Below are 16126 nucleotides of genomic sequence, written 5' to 3' on the forward strand. Positions count from 1 at the left end.
ATCTCAGGCATGAGCGGTCTTCTTGGCGTGTGCCTGGGTGCCGTCCGCGCGTGCACCAGAGGTACGGGCCGCGTGGACGTTTTCGTCCGCCGACGGGTCGGCGAGCGGTTCCGCGGGGCTCGGGCGGAGCAGTTCCAGGGACCAGATCGCGAGGCCGATCAACGCGATCGCCGCTCCCAGCGCGGAGACCCCTGCCCAGCCCACGAGCGGATACAGCGTGGCCGTCAGTGCGGACGTGACGCTACTGCCGGCGAAGGCGGAGACCATGAGCGCTGTGGTGACCCGGCTGCGTGCGTGCGGGATGCGGCGGTACAGGACGCTCTGGTGGCTGATCAGCAGCGCCTGCTGTGCCAGGTTGAGCGCCACGATGCCGACCATCAGCGCGCTCAGACCGAGTGGGCCTCCCCGGCCGGCGAAAATGAGCACGCCCCAGCTGCCCGTCAGCACGATCAGCCCGCCGGTCGTCACCTGGCGGGCGCGACCGCGGTCCGCCAGCCGGCCGGCCACCGACGCGGCGGCGGCCCCGACGACCCCGACCAGACCGAACAGGCCGATGATCGCCGGACCGTACCCGTAGGCGGGGCCGGCCAGCAGGAACGACGAGGCGGTCCACAGGACCGTGAAGCCGCCCATGCCGACCGCGGCCAGAGCCATGCGCCTGCGCAGCAGCGACTCGGTGCGCACCAGAGTCACCACCGAGTGCAGCAGCCGGGGATAGGGCGTCTTCGCGGCCGGCGGTACGAGAGGCAGAATCAGGCGCAGGGTGATCGCCAGCACCACCATGACGCCCGCCCCGAAGACGAACACCAGCCGCCAGTCCCCGAATCCGGCCAGCACCCCGGCAACCGTCCGCGCGAGCATGATGCCGATGAGCAGGCCGCTCATGACCGTGCCTACCACCGCGCCGCGTTCATGGTCGGCGGCCAGAGAGGCGGCCATCGGCACCACGATCTGCGCCACGGCGGAGGTCACCCCGACCAGCGCGACCGAGGCGTACAGCGCACCCAGCGAGGGGGCGGCCGCCGTGCCGAGGAGAGCGACAGCGCTCAGGGCGAGCAGCCCGCTCACCAGCCGGCGCCGCTCCAGCACGTCACCCAGGGGCACCAGCAGTGCCAGCGAGAGCGCGTAGCCGATCTGCGAGGAGGTGACGATCAGACCTCCTGCCCCCTCGGAGACCCCCAGCGCTTTGGAGACAACGGGCAGCAACGGCTGCGCGTAATAGATGTTCGCGACCGCCGCGCCGCACGTCACCGCCAGCAACAGCGCCATCGCGCGGCTCAGCGGGGAGCGGACGCCGGCGTCGTCCTCCCTGAATTCTGGATCGTTCATGCCGAAATGCTCGCCCCGACTCGACGTGCTGGTCAAGTAGTTTCAGATCGATTGATCCGTAAGTGATCAGGGTCACTGCGAGCCGTCGGCGTGCGGACACTTCGGCACTTGGCGCTTTGTGGAGCAGTTGGTCCAATATGGGAGGCGGGGAAGTGCTCCCCATGCCGGAACGCCCGTCTTGTGATGCAGGAGGTCCATATGCCGCCAGCCGGCCGTCCCCGCGCCTTCGCTATGGAGGCCGTACTGGAGGCTGCGATGCTGCTGTTCTGGGAGCAGGGTTACGAAGCGACCTCACTGGCACAGCTGCGAGCCGCTACCGGGCTGTCCTCCGCGAGCCTGTACGGCGCCTTCGGCTCGAAAGAAGGGCTGTTCAAGCAGGTCGTCGAGCACTACATGAAGGGGCCGGGCGGCGCCATCGACGTCATCGAGGACGAAACGGTCTGCCCGCGAGAGGCCGTGGCCGGCCTGCTGCACTGCTCGATCGACATGCAGGCCGACTCGTCTCACCCCACCGGCTGTCTCATCGCCCTGTCCGGCACGATGCGGGCACCGGGAGAGGAGCATGCCGGAGTGCGCGCGGCCGTCGCGGCACGGCGTGAAGCAGACCGGGTGCGCATCAGGGCCTGCGTGGAGCGGGGCATCGCCGCGGGCGAACTCGATGCCGACGTCGACGTCGACGGGGTGACCACCATGATTCACAGCTTTCTCCTCGGCCTCTCCACGCAGCTGCGCGACGGAGTGGCCACAACGACTCTGCACACTGCGGTCGACGTACTGCTGCTCAACTGGCGCCGCGCAGAGAGTTCGTAGCGCGATCATGAGCGGGTCTTGTCGAGACGGCGCCGGCAGATGAGGCCGCAGGCCAGGGAGACGAGGGCGTCGTGGAGTCCGGTACGTCGTTCCCGGTGGACAGCGAGGCGCTTGAAGGCGGATCGCCAAGCCCCTGCACACCCTGCGCCTGGCCGACGAACCGGTTTACCAGCGGAAGATCAAGGTGCAGCCCAACCTCCAGGAGGGCCGCCACGCACTCGCCCGGAAGATCTTCCACGGCAAGGCCGGGCAGAGCTCTACCCGCGTTACCAGGACGGCAGGGAGGACCAGATCGGCGCGCTCGGCCTGGTCGTCAACGCCCTGGTCCTGTTCAAGACCCGCTACATGGACGTCGCGGTCACCCAGCTCCGCGCCGACGGCCTCGACCTCCGGGAGGCGGACGTGGCCCGGCTCTGGCCGTTCGTCCGGCACCACATCAACATGCTGGGCCGGTACTCCTTCCAGCTCCCCGACCTTTCCGGCGGCCTGCGGCCCCTGCGGGATCCGGACGCCGACGACGACCGGTAGGCCGATCCGGCTACGGGCGCGTTGGCGCTGAGGCTCAAGAACTCTCACGGGTTTCGGTGTTCACCGGTGTGCGCGGAAGAACTCGGTGAGGTCGTGCGCGAGGAGTTCGGGTTCTTCGTGGGCGGCGAAGTGTCCGCCACGGGGCATGCGGGTGTACCTCGTGATGTTGTACGTGCGCTCGGCCCAACTGCGGGGAGGCTGGGTGAGGTCGGCCGGGAACAGAGCGAGGGCCGTGGGCACGGTCACCCGCTCCACCCGCCTCGTCAGCCGCTGGGCATATTCGTAGTAGGGCCGGAAGGAGGTCGAGATGGTGCCGGTGAACCAGTAGAGCGACGCCTGCGTGAGGAGGAAGTCGTCGCTGAACCGGGACGACAGGTCACCACCGCAGTCGCTCCACGCCCGGTACTTCTCGACGATCCAGGCAAGCAGCCCGGTCGGCGAGTCGGCCAGACCATAGCTCAGCGTGAAAGGGCGGGTGCTCTGTTGGTGCTGGTACCCGCCCTCTTCCGCGGACCACACCGCGACGGAATCGAGGTACTCCTGCTCCTCGGGGGTGACACCGGCCGTGTCATGGGCGACCGGGCCGGCGATCGCCATCAGATGGATTCCCACCACGGCCCCGGGGTGAGCTTCGCCGAGCCGGGAGGTGATGCCGGCACCCAGGTCGCCCCCGTGCGCGGCGTAGCGCTCGAAGCCGAGTTCGTCGTGCATGAGCCGGTGCCAGATCTCATGTGTCTGCGGCGGCTGAGCGAGCGAGGGCCGCTGAGGTGAGAAGGCGAATCCGGGCAGCGAGGGGACAATGACGGTGAACGCATCGGCGGCGTCACCCCCGTACCGCGAAGGCGTGGCCAGCCGGCGGGCGAGGGTGGTCAGTTCGAGGAAGGAACTGGGCCACCCGTTGGTCAGGACGATCGGCAGGGCGCCGGGGTGTTCGCCGTCGAAGCGGAGGTAGTGGACGGGGGTTCCGTCGATATCTGCGAGATGGGACGGCAGGGCGTTGATGGTGGCTTCGTGGGCACGCCAGTCGTACGCGGAGGCCCAGTAGGTGACGAGGCGTCGCAGTTCGCCGGAGTCGGTGCCGGCCTCCCAGCCGGTGGCGGGCCAGGGGGTCGGCCAGCGTGTGTGGAGCAGCCGTGAGCGCAGCTCGTTCAACTCGGCCTCGGGGACGGCGATCGCGGGCGCGTGGCGGGTCATGGGGGTCTCCAAGGGGTGCGTTAAGGAAGTGCCGCGCCGCCGCGGGTATCGCCCCGGCGGTGACCGCTGCGACCACGGCCACATGGATGCTCACCGGGAACCGCAGTGCGGTCGTCAGCACACCGACCGCGGCACCGGCGGCCGTACCGAGGCTGAACGCGGCGAAGAAGCGCGGCATGACGGGACGGCCGGGCTGCCGTTCGACCGCCGCGGCGTGCACGGTCATCGCGACGTCCCGGAAACCCGTAGCTGCGCCGAGCAGGAACGGCCCGGCCACCACAGGGATGCTGAGAGGGCGTATCCGAGTGAGATGACGCCGAGGCTCGCGCTGACGAGCAGGGCGACGACGGTGACGGCCCGGCGGGGGCCGATGCGTGTGACGATCGTCCCCGACAGAGGCAGCACGATTACGGCGCTGTCGGCGCTGTCGGCGCCGCCGGGACGGCGGCAGGCGCTCCGGTCACGATCCCGGCCGACCGGCTGGGCCGAGTGTCTGGTCGATCGCCTCCCGCGTCCTCTCAGACGACTCCGGCGCAGTCGTGAGCAGGGCATGCATGATCATTCCCTCAAGCAGGGCGTCCAGGCGGGCGGCGCTGTCCGGGCCGGTGAAACGGGCCAGAACGGTGCGGCTGTCCTCCGTCCATGCCTGCGTCAGGGCTCGCAGTCCGGGGTTGCGGAGCGCCGCCAGGTGCAGCTCGAAGCCGAGGACCGCACTGCGGTGCCTGGCAGGACCTCCGCGGACAAGATCGACCAGGACATCAACGAGTTGCTCGCGCGTTGTGACACCCTCGAACAAATTCTCGAACACCGCGGACTGCAGTGTGACATGCCGGGCAAACGCCTGCGTCTGGAGATCGGTCAAGCTGGCGAAGTGGTAGGTGATCGACCCGAGCGGCACGTCGGCCCGGGCGGCGATGTGCCGATGCGTCGTCCCGGCCACGCCATGCTCCGCGATGACGTCGAGGGTGGCATCGAGGATGTGCGTCTTGCGGTCGGGGTCGTTGCGACGGGTCCGTCGCCGCCCGCCCCCCGGTTCGGCGGAGGTCCGGCGCTCACCCCCGGTTATTTCCGTGGCCGTTTCACCTTCGGGAGGGTTCGCGGACGGCGGTTCGATGTGCGGCATGCGCGCAAACCTATAATCCTTAAGAACAGATGTACAAATGAGTGATGCTCATCGCCACCGCGCCGCGGCAGCACACCCGCACCTACGGCATCCCACTCACCTAACTCCCCATCTGCGTCGGGGGAACCATCGAGGCGGAGCGGCTGGGGCACGTTCGCGCTCTCACTCCTGGCGCCCTGGCGAACGTGCTCGACCGCCTGGTTGTTGCCCAGGCAGCGGATTGGTGGCCTTATGACCGGATTCGGAAGACATCACCTGGTCTCTTGGGCCCGGATTCGGGTCTCTTCCTGGACAGACACCGTTCGCAAGATCGAACTCGAAGGGCCCGAACAAATCGTCTCGAAGGGCTACGCCCTACAGGGCTCCATACTCACAACGATTTTCGGATGAAGTCGCCGGTCACCATGCCGCTGCGGGGCATGAGCCGCGAAACCCTGCACGCTCTCGGCCGCACTGCGCTCCCGGCGGTCTGATCCCCTTGGCGCCGGCCTTGGTGCGCGGCCGACACGACGCCGCGTGCCTGCCCTGACCGACAAACTCTATGGACAGGAGGGGGATGCGGCGAAGCGGCGCCGCGGCCACTGCCCCCCGAAGAGCGGGTACGCCCGCTGGTACGCCACCGCCTCTACGAACACTCCGATGCCGCTCGTGAAGGCCGTCACCGAGAGCGTGTCCGACCCCGCGCCGCTGCCGCGCTGGAAGGACGACATGATGCGCGGCCTGCGCGAACACGCCCAGCTCGTCCCCGTCAAGCCTCCGCCGGCCCCGGCGCCCACACTCCTCGACGTCCAGCGCACCGCCCCGAGACGGCAGCCCGCGCTCACCACGCGCAGCGTCCCGCGCTGGAGCACCACAACGACCCCGTCGGTCGACCTCCCTGTCAGGCCCGCCGGCCGCCGCCGCTGAACCTGCCAGCCATTCCCGAGCGGATCGACCAGATCGATGGCCTCATCCGGCGAGGCGAGAGCCGGTGCCGGCCCGACCGGACAGCCTACCGACGCCGCAACGTCGTTGAACGCTGCTTCAGCCGGCTCAAGCACAACAAAGCCCTGGCCACCCGCTACGACAAACGCGCCCGCCACTACCAAGCCATGGTCACCATCGCCTGCCTCCGACTCTGGCTGCCCTGACTTTGCGGACACAGCCCAGGACGACGTCGTCGTCGTTCAGGAGGGGCGTCGGGACCTGGAGTGAGTGTTCGTCAGTTTTCGGTGTCGAGTTGGATGTGCGCGATGTCGTTGTCCAGGAAGGTGGCCAGGTCCTGGGCTTCGGTGTAAACGGCCTCTTGTTCCAGGGCGGTGAGGGGGCGCAGGGAGCTGATGTGGAGTTGGTGGTCGCGCACCGTCCAGGTGGCGGTGACGCGTCCGTCAACAAGGACGGTGCGGTGGCCTGCGACGGACAGACCGAGGTGGGGGGCGTCGATGATACGGCTACGGTCGTGGTAGCCGAGGATGGCGTTGTCGAAGGCCGGGAGGAACCGGACGGGGGCGGGAGTGTCGGGGTGGGGGCGGGGTGCGTCGGGCAGGTCGAGCAGTTCGCGGCCGCGTTCGTCACGGAAGACGACGAGTTCTTCTCGGGCGGCTTTGATGGCGGCGGGAAGGCCGGCGAGGCCGCACCAGGCACGTAGGTCCGCGCTGGCGGCGGGCCCGTAGGCGGCGAGGTAGCGGTGCAGCAGTTGCTGTCCGACAGGATCACTGCCATCGGCCGGCAGCAGGTCCATGTCCCGTTCCAGCCAGGTGCTCAACGGCACATTGCGTACGCCGGCGGTCTGCTGCCACAGGCCGCGGGGCGGGAGTTGAGCCATGGGGATGAGGGCTGCGATGAGCAGCTCGCCCAGTGCACGGCGTGGCGGGCCGGGCCAGCGGTCTTCGAGAGCTTGTACGAGCTCGGTCATGGTGCGGGGCTGCTGGTCGGCCATGACCGCGCGGCCGGCGGCGGCGACCTCGTCGACGTCGATGCCGGCCAGTTCACGCCGGTAGGTTCCCAGCACTCGCCGGCGCAGCATTGTGTCGTGGCGGGCTCGCCAGGTGAGCACGTCGTCGGCGGTGACGAGGTGGACGGTGCGCCGCATCAGGTGAGTGCGCACCACCACGCGACCGGTCAGCGCATCGTCCAGTTGCCTGGGCTTGAAGCCGGACAGGCGGGACCACAGCCCGGTGAAGGGTTCCTGAGGCTCCTGTGCCTGCAGGCCGCACAGATGGGCCACTGCCTCCGACACGGATGTGTCGCTGCGCTTGAGCAGGTGCTGACGGGCGAGGGTGGCACGGTTGAGGGTACGGGCGTCAAGGACAGTCATGGCATTCTCACGCGGCGGCTCGCTCGTGGGACGGGCGTCGGCGCAGGTCCGTGTGGGTGAGGGAGGGGGATACGTAGGAGACGTCCAGAGGGCTGATGTCGGTGCCCGGCGGGACGATTGCGTCGATCTTGTCGAGGATGTCGTCGCCGAGGGTGAGGGTGGCGCCGACGAGCACGTCGTCCAGCTGGTCCATGGTGCGCGGGCCGATGATGGCGGCGGTGACGTCGGGGTGGCTGGTGGCGAAGGCCATGGCCACGTGTGTGAGGGAATGGCCGGTTTCTTCAGAGAGGGTGAGCAACTGCTCCACCGCGTCAAGCTTGCGTTCGTCGGTGAGATGCCGGGAGACCCACTGCATGCGGGCGTTGTCGGGCCGCGGGGCGTTCTTGCGGTAGCGGCCGGTGAGCAGACCCATGGCCAACGGACTCCACACCAGAACGCCCAGGCCGTAGCGGCGGCAGGTGGGCAGGATCTCCCGCTCGATGCCGCGGTTGAGGATGGAGTAGGTGGGCTGCTCGGTTCGCAGGCGGTGCAGTCCACGCTGCTGGGACACCCACTGGGCCTCGACGATTTCCGAGGCCGGCAGGTTGGAGGAGCCGATCGCGCGAACCTTCCCGGCACGCACGAGGTCGGTGAGCGCGGAGAGGGTCTCCTCGATGTCGGTGTGCGGGTCGGGGTGGTGGATCTGGTAGAGGTCGATGTAGTCGGTTTGCAGCCGCTTCAGTGAGCCCTCGACCGCCTGGACGACCCAGCGCCGGGAGCTGCCGCTGTGGTTGGGGGCCTCGCCCATCGGTCCGTTGAACTTGGTTGCCAGCACGACCTCGTCGCGGCGCCCTTTGAGGGCCTTTCCGACGATCTCCTCGGTCTCGCTGTAGCCGTACACATCGGCGGTGTCGACGACATTGATGCCCGCATCCAGCGCCCGGTGGATGATGCGCACGCAGTCGTCGTGATCAGGATTGCCCATTCTGCCGAACACCATGGTGCCCAGGCAGTAGGCACTGACTTCGATGCCGGTCCGTCCCAGCTTCCGCATCCTCACGGTGCCCCGTTTCCTTCCGCTGCCGTACGTGTTCGGTGCCTGCGCCGTCCGGGACGCCGCAGCCGCACGGGCAGCCCGGACGGCGCAGGCATATCAGGTCGGTCGGTGGGTTCAGCCGTTGTACGGAGCGGTGACGTCCAGGACCCAGGTAATGCCGAAGCGGTCGGTGAGCATGCCGTACAGCGGTGCCCACGGCGCAGGCTCCAGCGGACGCCCGATGACCGAGCCCTCGGCGAGCTTGCCCCACAGGGCGCTGATCTCCTCGGAATCGTCGCCGCGCACGGAGACGAAGAACGGGTTCTCGCCCTGGTTCCAGGGCAGCTGCGAGGGCACGTCGTAGGCCATGACGTGGAAGCCGTTGTCGCCGGCCACCTCACCCCACATCACCCAGTCCGCCTCGCTCTCATCCTGCACGGCGCCCGCGTCCTTGTAGGTGACCGCGACAGTTCGTCCGCCGAAGACGGACCGGTAGAAGTCCAGCGCCTCACGTGCAGCGCCCCGGAAGTTCAGGTGAGTGGTGGTCTTGAAAGACATGACCTGCTCCTTGCTCCATGTGATGAATACGCCGCCGGCCATCCAAGATCCAGCAGCGGCTGCCGTGACCAGGAGCGATGCCTCCCGAACGACTCGTATGCCACGATGGCAGAGTTAGAGGACAGGTTGTGTCCTGTACTTCTGGGGAACGGGTGTCATGCATAAAACGTCCTCGCGGCTGCTCGCACTGCTCTCGCTGCTTCAGACGCACCGTGACTGGTCCGGCGAGGATCTCGCCGGACGTCTCGACATCACCTCGCGCACCGTGCGCCGTGACATAGACCGCCTGCGCGAACTCGGCTACCCGATCACCACCGTCAAAGGACCGGCCGGCGGTTACCGACTGGAGGCCGGCACTAACCTGCCGCCCCTGCTGTTCGACGACGGCCAGGCCATCGCCCTGGCTGTCGCGCTGCAGACTGCGGCCGCCGGCACCGCCGGCACCGCCGTCGCCGAAGACGCCTCCCGCGCCCTGGCCGCCCTCCGCCAGGTCATGCCACCCCGCCTACGCCACCGCATCGACCTGCTGCGCATCACGGCCGTCCAGCCGCCCGCGGCTTGCGACACCCGCCAGGTCGAGGCTGAGGTCCTGATGGACCTGAGCCGCGTCGTCCATGCCCGCGAGGAACTGCGCTTCGACTACGCCCCCAGCTCAAGCACCTCAGCCGATAACCCCCGCCGGGTACAACCCCACCACCTGGTCACGTGGCGTCATCACTGGTACCTCGTGGCCTGGGACCTCCATCGCGAGGACTGGCGTACCTTCCGCGTCGACCGCATCCGGCCCCGCACACCCACCGGCCCCCGCTTCGCCCCTCGTGAACTCCCCGGCGGCAATGTCTCCACCTTCATCACCAGCCGATTCCGCGGCAACGACGGCACCACCACTGACTGGCCCTGCCAAGGCGAAGTCATCCTCCGCCTCCCGGCCGCCAACGTCGCACCCTTCGCCCAGGACGGAATCGTTGAGGAACTCGGCTCCCGCCACTGTCGACTCATCCTCGGCTCCTGGTCATGGACCGGACTCGCCGCCGCCATCGGACGCTTCGACACCGATATCGAAGTCATCGGCCCACCCCAACTGGCCACCGCATTCGGGGACCTCGCCGCCCGCTACGCCCACGCCGCACGCACCACGAGACCAGAGACCGGCCCGGCGCGGTGAGAGCAGAACTCACCACGTCGCTCAAGCCCTCCGAACCACCGGGGCCGGCCCAACGCTCAGTTCGCCGTGACCTGCAAGAACGCTGATCTGATGCCTGTGCGGGCACCGCCCCATCCAGGCTCGGGCCAACAGTCCCATGGTGTGCTCGGGGGGCTGCTCCGGCTTTCGGCGCGACGGCCTGGTGGCCTTCGGCGGATTTCCGGCACGGACCATCGTCGAGGACATGGACTGCACCTGAATGCTCCAAACTGGGAGGACCCTACGATCTTCCCAGTTGAGGGGCAAACATGCAGGTCAGGTGGGCTGATGGTGTCTCTTTCGGCATGTGCAGGTTCAGCAGAGTGGAGCCCGTTCCAGCAGGGCTTATGCTGACTCACTGCTGACTTTTCTGATGGTGCGTCAGGCATCCGGGATGGCTGGGCGCTCATCATCTGCCAGCGTGCTCGGTGCGAAGCAGGTAGAGGAGGCGCGCAGTTGAGAGTCGCGACCTTCGGTTGCGCTCTGGCGCAGCGTGAGCGCGGCGCCGGTGAGGCCGTCGGCGGTGGCGACGGGCTGGTCGGCCCCCTGGCCAACTTCTCCCATTGCTGGCGGTAGGGAGCATGGCCGGTGAGGTGAGTGCCCCATGGCCTTCCGGCAGCGCACACCACATCTCGCTCTGCTGGGATTCTGATGCCACGCCGCAGATCGGGTGGCGGCCAGGCGGAGGGTGTAGGTGCCGCCGCCGTGGCGTAGGGCGTTGGTGACGAGCTCGGAGACGACCAGGACGGCGGTGTCGGCCGTTTCTGAGGCGACGGCCGGCTGCCGGAGGGCTTCGAGGAAGGCCCGGGTGGTGCCACGCGCATCGGCGACGGCGGTCGCGGAGCGGATGGTCGTGGCGTCGACGCGCATCGTGTCCATCAGGTTCACCCTGGCCTCTGGCTCGTCAATGCCCGGTCCTGCCTACCCGTCCCTCGTGCCTCGCCCGGTGCCCTCTTAACCCGGCAGGGCCCGATTACCTCACCGTTGAACACGCGAAAATCTATGTCGGCTGGAGTAGACATTGGGTGGTGGTGTCGTTATGGTTTCTCTCGTAGCCGAGATCGGCGAGGCCCGGCAGAGACGAACTGGCGGGCAGCAGTACACGCAGTTGCAGTGCGCAGGATGGTGCGGTGGTGGAGTTCCGAAGCCAGAGCGGTTGCAGGAAGGCGACGGGACTGGCAACCGGACCGGGTGGCCCGCAGTGATCAGGGGCCGCTGTGAGCAGTACCGCAGTGGCAGTTCAGTAAGTGCAGTTCGCAGTAACAGCAGTGCAGTTGTCAGTAGTTCCTCGGTAAAGGCGTCGGCTGCGGGCGCGCGTACCGGGAAGTTCGGCAGTGGGGTTCTAAGCCAGAGCAGACGCAAGATGGGCGACGGGGCTGGCTGCCGGAGAGTGGCGCTTCATCAGGTCACCAGCAGTTCGCATCACCAGTAGTACAAGCAGTACGCAGTCCCCGTTGGTAAGTAGTTGATCAAGAGGGAAGAACGGAGGAGCCCCGCGCCATCAGGATCGCCCGGGCGGAATCACTGAACCCGGGTACCGCAGGACATCGATAGTGAGGTGGTCTCCGGTCAAGCAACCGCGATCCCCGCACCCCCGACAGCATCTTGGTCGGGTCTGCGGAAACAGAAGGCCGGCGCAGTACCAGGGTCGGCAGATGGTGTAGCAGTTCCTTCGGGGCCCTGGTGCCAATGGCACCAGGGCCCCTCCACGCGTTCCACAGAGAGGTGTAATGACAGCAGACGACTCGTACGGCCGTCTCGATGACGACGACTACCCCGCCTACACGATGGGCCGGGCCGCCGAAATGCTCGGCACCACGCAAGGCTTTCTCCGCGCCATCGGTGAGGCCCGGCTGATCACCCCGCTCCGCTCCGAGGGCGGCCACCGCCGCTACTCCCGCTACCAGCTGCGCATCGCCGCCCGCGCCCGGGAACTCGTCGACCAGGGCACCCCCATCGAGGCCGCCTGCCGCATCGTCATCCTCGAAGACCAGCTCGAAGAAGCGCAGCGCATCAACGCCGAACACCGCCGCACCGCATCCCAGCACACAGCAGACATCTGACCCGCAGTCCGTGGCGACGCGCCGATACCGCACTCTTCCGCTGATTTCATAATATGAGGGCATGATCGCTGAAGACGCCCAGCCGTCGGCACACGAATGGGAGCCCCAGCACCGCTCCGGCACCACGCCCGACACCCTCCGCACCCCCGCGGTTGACCCGCCTGCTGGCACAACGAGCCGGCTGACTTCCGGACAGACAACCGCCAGCTTGGAAGGCGGCGTGGAGCAGGCGGCAGCTGCGCTGAAGCCGAGGATGCGCGGCTGGCTGCACGCCGGCATGTTCCCGCTCTCGCTGGCCGGCGGCATCGTCCTGATCGCCCTCTCGCGCTCGGCTGCGGCAGTGGCGGCATGTTCGGTGTTCGCGGTGTCGGCGTTGTTGCTGTTCGGGACGAGTGGGGTCTACCACCGCGGGACGTGGGGTCCGCGAGGTGAGGCAGTTCTGCGGCGGTTGGACCACGCGAACATCTTCTTGATAATCGCCGGCACGTACACGCCTTTGGCAATGCTGCTGCTGTCCGCGGGACAGCAGCTGGGGCTGCTGTCCCTGGTGTGGGCAGGGGCCGCGGCCGGCATCGCCTTCCGCGTCTGGTGGATCAGGGCACCGCGCTGGCTCTACACCTTGTGCTACATCGCACTGGGCTGGGCGGCCGTCTTCTACCTGCCCGACTTCGCGCGCACCGGCGGCACCCCGGTCGTCGTACTCATCATCACCGGCGGCCTGCTCTACACCGCGGGCGCCGTCGTCTACGGACTCAAGCGCCCCGACCCCTCACCGCGCTGGTTCGGCTTCCACGAGGTCTTCCACACTCTCACCATCGCCGCCTTCACCGCGCACTACACAGCGGTCTTCCTTGTAGCCACATGACCAGGCGGGCCACCGGTCTACCGTAGGTCAAAGCCGGTGAAGTCCTCCGGGCCATGAGCCAGCTCGGCTTCACCTGCCACGACCTTCCCCGCCGCGCCCATGCGCTTCCTCAACTCGTTCCAACAGGCCTCCGCCATGCTCGGCGCCCCTGCGGCCGTCTGACCCACGAGCAGGCGCGAGCGCTGGTCGAGACCGTCCGCAAGACCGGCCTGGACGGGGCGATATCGGCAGGCCTCGCACCGTGGCGGCGTCCTCGGGCGGTGCATGATCCGGGGAAGATCCTGCTGGATGTGGCGCTCGCGGTCGCGCTGCGCGGTGCTGCCTGGCGGATGTGGGCATGCTGCGGGCCGAGCCGGTCCTGTTCGGTCCGGTGGCCTCTGACCCGACCGTCTCCCGGCTCATCGACGCCCTCGCCAAGGCCGGGCCGAAGGCTCTGACCGTGATCTGCACCGCCCGTTCCGAAGTCCGCGAACACGTCTGGAAATTGGCCGCAGATACCGCTCCGGACACGGAGGGGCAGGTGGTCGTGGACCTGGACGGGGTGCTTGTGTTTGCGCACTCCGACCAGCAGGACGCGGCTGCGACCTGGAACAAGAGCTTCGGCCATCACCCGCTGATGGGCTTCGTCGACCATGGCCGCAGCGGGCCCGGGGAGCCGGTGGCCGGGCTGCTGACGGCAGGGCAACGCCGGGTCCAACACCGCCGCCGATCACATCGAAGCCGCGAAACTCGCCCTGGCCCAGCTGCCCAAAAGGTACCGGCGTGGGCGGCAGACGCTGATCCGCACGGATTTCGGCGGAGGCACCCACGCATTCGTCGAATGGCTCGCGAAGCAGGGCCGGTGGCTGTCGTACTCGCTCGGCATGACCATCACCGAGCAGCTTCACCAGGACGTGCTGACGGTCCCGCCCTCCGCCTGGACGCCCGCCATCGAACCCGGCAGTGAGATTCGCGACGGCGCCTGGGTCGCCGAGCTCGACGAAGACTGCCTGACGGGCTGGCCGAAGGGGATGCGGCTGGTCGTCCGCAAGGAACGGCCGCACCTCGGCGCCCAGTTGCGCTTCACCGAGGCCGACGGCCTGCGGCTCACCTGCTCCGTCGCGTCGCCGCAGGCACGGCTGATGAGGTCAGGCCGGGTTGATGTTCTCCGCCTGAGGGCCCTTCTGGCCCTGGGTGACGTCGAACGTCACGGCCTGGCCCTCTTGGAGCTCACGGAAGCCCGAGGAGTTGATTGCGGAGTAGTGCGCGAAGACATCCGGGCCGCCGCCGTCCTGGGCGATGAAGCCGAAGCCCTTCTCCGCGTTGAACCACTTCACGGTTCCCGTAGCCATAGTCATGCCTTCCAGTCGATGAACGCCTCCCACTCCATGTGGAAGGCAGAGGTGATCGCCCTGGTTCCTGCGGCAGAGCACAGCAAAACGCCCACACCAAGGCGTGGGCAATGGGGAACTCCGAACCACGACAGCTACGCAGACGCTACACGCCCGCACACCACGTCACCACAGGAACGATCACGCCGCACACCGGGACTGTGCGTGCGGTGCCCGCCGATACTGGCGGGCACGCTCATCTCATGCCGCAGTCGGGGGGTTGGGTGATCCGACGGTGCGGCGGTGTTCGGCGTTGATGCGCTGCGCTTCTTCGAGCTGGTCTTCGAGGATGACGATGCGGCAGGCGGCCTCGATGGGGGTGCCCTGGTCGACGAGTTCCCGGGCGCGGGCGGCGATGCGCAGCTGGTAGCGGGAGTAGCGGCGGTGGCCGCCCTCGGAGCGGAGCGGGGTGATCAGCCGGGCCTCACCGATGGCGCGGAGAAAGCTGGGGGTGGTGCCGAGCATCTCGGCAGCTCGGCCCACGGTGTAGGCGGGGTAATCGTCGTCGTCGAGACGGCCGAAGGAATCGTCTGCTGTCATCTCACCTCTCTGTGGAACGCGTGGAGGGGCCTTGGTGCCATTGGCACCAAGGCCCCGAAGGAACTGCTACACCATCTGCCGGCCCTAGTGCTGCGCCGGCCTACTTGTTCCGCGGGCCCACCCGGGAGAGGGCGGGCAATGCGGGGATCGCGGATGCGTGACCGGAGACCACCTACCTATCGATGTCCTGCGGTACCCGGGCTCAAGCCTTCCGCCCGGGCGATCCTGATGGCGCTGAAGTCCTCCGTTCTTCCCTCTGAACCAATCACTTACCAAACGGGTACTGCGTACTGCTTGTACTGCTGATACTGCGAACTACTGGTGGCCTCGCGTAGCGCCACTCTTCGGCAGCCAGCCCCGTCGCCCGTCCTGCATCTGCTCTGGCTTGGAACCCCACTGCCGAACATCCTGGCACGCGCGCCCGCAGCCGACGCCTTTACCGAGGAACCACTGACTACTGCACTGCTGGTACCGGCAACCGCAACTGCTGAACTGGCACTGCGTCAGCTGCGGTACTGCTCACGGCGGCCCCTGATCACTGCGGGCCACCCGGTCCGGTCGTCAGTCCCGTCACCGTCCTGCGACAACCCTGGCTTCGGAACTCCACCACCGCACCGTCCTGCGAACTACGTGTACTGCTGCCCGGCAGTTCATCTCTGCCGGGCCTCGCTCGATCTCGGCTACGAGAGAAACCATAACCAGACCACCACTCAATGTCTACTCCAGCGGGTATAGATTTCTAGACGCTCGAAGGTGAGGTAACTCGCCTCGACTGGTCCATGGATGGTCGCGGCAGCCCCGAAGCTCAGGTCCGGCGCCCGGAGTGACCCACAGCCGCGCAGCCCGTCGGGATTCCCGGGGCGCCGCCGACGGCGTCACGGCTACCGTCGACAGGCCCTGGCCACCACTGTGCATTCATGCTTCCGGCCGTATCACCCCGACGGGTCGGCCGGTGACGGGCGTGGCACGAGGGCCTGCGCTGGCCTTGACGGTCCTGGCCCGATGACCGAGCAGCTCGTGGAAGCGGTGCACGTCGGCGCTGGTGCCGCGATTCGGGGACTGGCGCTCCTGCTGCCGCGTCAGCGCCTCGACGAGGATCCGATTCTTCGGCCCGCGGCCTCTCTCTGGCCCATGGTCAACCGCCTCACCCACGCCACCGCGGTCACCCGCCGGGCCTCCGACGGCAAGACCATAAGCGCCCGTCTTGCCCGGTAGCGCCACCGCTCAAGCTGCCGGATGGCCGGTAAATATA

General features: G+C 68.0%; 14 protein-coding genes and 5 pseudogenes. 10 read left to right on the forward strand and 9 right to left on the reverse strand.

Annotation, left to right across the window (positions count from 1 at the left end; all coding sequences use genetic code 11):
- Nucleotides 1-3: 3 nt before the first annotated feature.
- Nucleotides 4-1329, reverse strand: coding sequence for an MFS transporter (locus OHS81_RS35250; RefSeq protein WP_328390125.1), 1326 nt, complete (start codon nt 1327-1329; stop codon nt 4-6).
- Between the two features lie 198 nt (nt 1330-1527).
- On the opposite strand from OHS81_RS35250, the gene OHS81_RS35255 reads away from it, so the two are divergent.
- Both OHS81_RS35255 and OHS81_RS37550 read left to right on the forward strand, forming a co-directional pair.
- The gene (locus OHS81_RS35255; protein WP_328390127.1) at nt 1528-2139 is read left to right on the forward strand and encodes a TetR/AcrR family transcriptional regulator; all 612 of its coding nucleotides are present in this window, start codon (nt 1528-1530) and stop codon (nt 2137-2139) included.
- Nucleotides 2140-2257: 118 nt separating this feature from the next.
- Nucleotides 2258-2667 (forward strand): annotated as a pseudogene (locus OHS81_RS37550) (Tn3 family transposase); the annotation flags it as partial.
- Between the two features lie 60 nt (nt 2668-2727).
- On the opposite strand, the gene OHS81_RS35265 reads toward OHS81_RS37550, so the two are convergent.
- Both OHS81_RS35265 and OHS81_RS35270 read right to left on the reverse strand, forming a co-directional pair.
- On the reverse strand, nt 2728-3861 hold the full coding sequence (locus tag OHS81_RS35265) for an epoxide hydrolase family protein (protein WP_328390129.1): 1134 nt from the start codon (nt 3859-3861) through the stop codon (nt 2728-2730).
- A gap of 460 nt (nt 3862-4321) precedes the next feature.
- A complete protein-coding gene (locus OHS81_RS35270; RefSeq protein ID WP_328390131.1) occupies nt 4322-4984 on the reverse strand; it encodes a TetR/AcrR family transcriptional regulator in 663 nt (220 codons plus the stop codon).
- A 516-nt stretch (nt 4985-5500) separates the two neighbouring features.
- Here OHS81_RS35270 and OHS81_RS35275 point away from each other — a divergent pair.
- On the forward strand, nt 5501-5890 hold the full coding sequence (locus OHS81_RS35275; protein WP_328390133.1) for a DUF317 domain-containing protein: 390 nt from the start codon (nt 5501-5503) through the stop codon (nt 5888-5890).
- Nucleotides 5891-5898: 8 nt separating this feature from the next.
- Nucleotides 5899-6114, forward strand: a pseudogene (locus tag OHS81_RS35280) (transposase); the annotation flags it as partial.
- Nucleotides 6115-6185: 71 nt separating this feature from the next.
- Here the strand turns inward: OHS81_RS35280 and OHS81_RS35285 are convergent.
- The 3 genes from OHS81_RS35285 to OHS81_RS35295 all read right to left on the reverse strand — a co-directional run bounded on the left by OHS81_RS35285 (nt 6186) and on the right by OHS81_RS35295 (nt 8853).
- Nucleotides 6186-7280, reverse strand: coding sequence for a winged helix DNA-binding domain-containing protein (locus OHS81_RS35285; protein WP_328390135.1), 1095 nt, complete (start codon nt 7278-7280; stop codon nt 6186-6188).
- Nucleotides 7281-7287: 7 nt separating this feature from the next.
- Nucleotides 7288-8319 (reverse strand): aldo/keto reductase, encoded by a 1032-nt coding sequence (locus OHS81_RS35290; protein ID WP_328390137.1) that lies wholly within the window; start codon nt 8317-8319, stop codon nt 7288-7290.
- Between the two features lie 111 nt (nt 8320-8430).
- Complete coding sequence (locus OHS81_RS35295) at nt 8431-8853, reverse strand: VOC family protein (protein WP_328390139.1); 423 nt, start codon at nt 8851-8853, stop codon at nt 8431-8433.
- A gap of 157 nt (nt 8854-9010) precedes the next feature.
- Between OHS81_RS35295 and OHS81_RS35300 the strand changes: the two genes are divergently transcribed.
- On the forward strand, nt 9011-10018 hold the full coding sequence (locus OHS81_RS35300; protein ID WP_328390141.1) for a helix-turn-helix transcriptional regulator: 1008 nt from the start codon (nt 9011-9013) through the stop codon (nt 10016-10018).
- Between the two features lie 690 nt (nt 10019-10708).
- Here OHS81_RS35300 and OHS81_RS35305 read toward each other — a convergent pair.
- Nucleotides 10709-10915: pseudogene (locus tag OHS81_RS35305) on the reverse strand (ATP-binding protein); the annotation flags it as partial.
- A gap of 851 nt (nt 10916-11766) precedes the next feature.
- Between OHS81_RS35305 and OHS81_RS35310 the strand changes: the two are divergent.
- The 4 genes and pseudogenes from OHS81_RS35310 to OHS81_RS35320 all read left to right on the forward strand — a co-directional run.
- Entirely contained in the window at nt 11767-12099 is a 333-nt protein-coding gene (locus tag OHS81_RS35310; protein WP_328390142.1) for a MerR family transcriptional regulator, read from the forward strand.
- Between the two features lie 61 nt (nt 12100-12160).
- Nucleotides 12161-12964 carry a PAQR family membrane homeostasis protein TrhA gene (gene trhA, locus OHS81_RS35315; RefSeq protein ID WP_328390144.1) on the forward strand — a complete coding sequence of 268 codons (804 nt, stop codon included), beginning with the start codon at nt 12161-12163 and terminating at the stop codon, nt 12962-12964.
- Between the two features lie 32 nt (nt 12965-12996).
- Nucleotides 12997-13126, forward strand: a pseudogene (locus OHS81_RS37555) (SCO5918 family protein); the annotation flags it as partial.
- Nucleotides 13123-14082: pseudogene (locus OHS81_RS35320) on the forward strand (IS1380 family transposase); the annotation flags it as partial. The pseudogenes OHS81_RS37555 and OHS81_RS35320, both read left to right, overlap by 4 nt.
- Nucleotides 14083-14091: 9 nt before the next feature.
- On the opposite strand, the gene OHS81_RS35325 reads toward OHS81_RS35320, so the two are convergent.
- Together OHS81_RS35325 and OHS81_RS35330 are read right to left on the reverse strand one after the other, a co-directional pair.
- The gene (locus OHS81_RS35325) at nt 14092-14295 is read right to left on the reverse strand and encodes a cold-shock protein (protein ID WP_019072426.1); all 204 of its coding nucleotides are present in this window, start codon (nt 14293-14295) and stop codon (nt 14092-14094) included.
- Between the two features lie 240 nt (nt 14296-14535).
- Complete coding sequence (locus tag OHS81_RS35330) at nt 14536-14874, reverse strand: helix-turn-helix domain-containing protein (RefSeq protein ID WP_328390146.1); 339 nt, start codon at nt 14872-14874, stop codon at nt 14536-14538.
- A 1002-nt stretch (nt 14875-15876) separates the two neighbouring features.
- Here OHS81_RS35330 and OHS81_RS35335 point away from each other — a divergent pair.
- Nucleotides 15877-16089: a hypothetical protein gene (locus tag OHS81_RS35335; RefSeq protein WP_328390148.1), complete on the forward strand. Its 213-nt coding sequence runs from the start codon at nt 15877-15879 to the stop codon at nt 16087-16089.
- The last annotated feature ends 37 nt before the right edge of the window (nt 16090-16126 follow it).

Source organism: Streptomyces sp. NBC_00400, from assembly GCF_036048035.1.
Lineage (GTDB): Bacteria > Actinomycetota > Actinomycetes > Streptomycetales > Streptomycetaceae > Streptomyces.